The sequence below is a fragment of the Novosphingobium flavum genome (assembly GCF_014230315.1).
Classification (GTDB): Bacteria; Pseudomonadota; Alphaproteobacteria; order Sphingomonadales; family Sphingomonadaceae; genus Novosphingobium; species Novosphingobium flavum.
This window is the reverse complement of record NZ_JACLAW010000026.1, coordinates 1-1,962: the sequence shown is the minus strand read 5'-3', so window position 1 is coordinate 1,962 and position 1,962 is coordinate 1. Positions and strand designations below refer to the sequence as shown.

Genomic DNA, 1,962 nt, shown 5'->3' with positions numbered 1-1,962 from the left:
CATGACCACCTCGCGCTATATCGACATTCATCCCCACGTCGTCGCCTCCGATCCGGAGAACTATCCGCTCGCGCCGCTGTTCGGCAAGCAGTCGGGCTGGTCGAAGGACCGCCCGGCAACGATCGACCAACTGGTCGCCGTCATGGACGAAGCCGGGGTGGACAAGGCCGCGATCGTGCAGGCCTCGACCTGCTACGGCTATGACATGTCCTACGTCTGCGATGGGGCGGCGGCCTATCCGGGGCGGTTCACGGTGGTCGGTTCGGTCGACGTGCTCTCGCCCGACGCGGCGGAGAAGATCCGCTACTGGATGAGCCGGGGGCTGACCGGCCTGCGCCTGTTCACCGGCGGCTCCACCGCCGCCTTCGATCCGAGCTGGCTGGACGACAAGCGCTCGTTCCCGGCGTGGGAACTGGCGGGCGAACTGGGCCTGTCGATCTGCCTGCAGACCGACGCAGGCGGTCTTGCCCAGGTGGCGGGGCTGGCCAAGCGCTTCCCGCAGGTGAAGATCCTGATCGACCACTTCGGCCGCCCCGACCTGTCCGACGGCGCGCCTTACAAGAAGGCCTCGGCCCATTTCGGGCTGGTGCCGTTCGAGAACGTCTATTTCAAGCTGACCCCGCGCACCTTCATCGACGACCTCAAGGGCGAGGCTACGGCCGAGACCTTCTTCCCCAAGCTGGTCGGCGAATTCGGCGCACACCGCCTCGCCTGGGGTTCGAACTTCCCGGCCTCGGAAGGGACCATGCTGGCCAACCTCGAGCGGGCGAAGGAATGCCTGCAATACGTCTCCGAGGAAGACCGCGAGTGGATCTTCGCCCGCACCGCGCAGACGCTCTACCCCGTGTTGAAGGACTGAGCCCACGATGACCACCAGCACCGCCGCGGCGACCATTACGCTGCCCACCAACCTCGCCGAATATCCCTCGACCCTCGCCCTGCGCGAAGGGCGGATCACGTCCGATCTGGTCACGCTCGACTATCAGGGCCCCAAGGCCGCCTCGAGCGGCTTCAAGGACATGATCCGCAACGAGAAGTACCTTGCCGGCGAACTGGCGATCGTCACTTACCTCCAGGCGAAGTGCTGGGACAAGCCGTGGGTCCTGCTGCCGTTTGCCGTGTCGGGCCGCACCCAGCATCACTGCATCGGCTACAACCGCGAACTGGGCGTGATCAGCCCCAAGGACATCGAGGGCCGCAAGGTCGGGGTGCGCTCCTATGCCCAGACCACGGGCCTGTGGGTGCGCGGCATCCTCAAGCACGAGTACGGCGTCGATCTCGACAAGGTGGAATGGCTGACCGTGGTCGATGGCCACCTGACCGAATATTCCGACCCCGCCAATTGCACCCGGCTTCCCGCCGGATCGAGCCTTGCCGACATGATGATGAACGGCGAGATCGCTGCCGCGCTGATGGGCAACGAGATGCCCAAGGACGACCGGATCGCCACCCTCGTTCCCGACGCCATGGCCGAGGGCGCGCGCTGGGCGGCGCGCGAGGGCTATATCCCGATCAATCACATGTTCGTGGTTCACAAGGACCATGCCAGCCCCGAAGTGCTGCGCGAGATCTTCCGGATGCTGAAGGAATCGCGCGAGGCCGCGCCCGAGGCGGTGCAGGCCAAGCTGCCCGGGATCGGTCTCGAAGCCAACCGCAAGGGCATCCAGGCCGCCATCGATCTCGCGCTCGAACAGAAGATCATCCCGCGCCGCCTGTCGGTCGACGAACTGTTCGCGGGCGTGCCCGACGACCTGCTCGCCTGATCCGCCCGAATTTCCAGGAGTTTCCTCCCATGTCCGTCAAGCTGACCATTGCGGTCGCCGAATATCCGCACACCGCCGCCGTTCGCAGCGGCGAGATCCCGATCGAAGGCGTCGATGCCGAGATCATCACCGTCCAGCCGCAGATCGGCGCCTTCCGCCGGATGGTGCGCGATCTGGAATTCGACGTCTGCGAACTGGC

Annotated in this window: 2 protein-coding genes; both read left to right on the top strand. The window is 65.7% G+C overall.

Annotation, left to right across the window (positions count from 1 at the left end; genetic code table 11):
• On the top strand, positions 1–859 hold an 859-nt coding region (locus H7F51_RS18530; RefSeq protein ID WP_185665813.1), incomplete at its 5' end, for an amidohydrolase family protein.
• A gap of 7 nt (positions 860–866) precedes the next feature.
• Entirely contained in the window at positions 867–1,763 is an 897-nt protein-coding gene (locus H7F51_RS18525) for a substrate-binding domain-containing protein (RefSeq protein ID WP_185665812.1), read from the top strand.
• The last annotated feature ends 199 nt before the right edge of the window (positions 1,764–1,962 follow it).

Coding starts and splice junctions, on each gene's coding strand:
- H7F51_RS18525 (WP_185665812.1), top strand. CDS start 867: ATGACCACCAGCACCGCCGCGGCGACCATTACGCTGCCCACCAACCTC.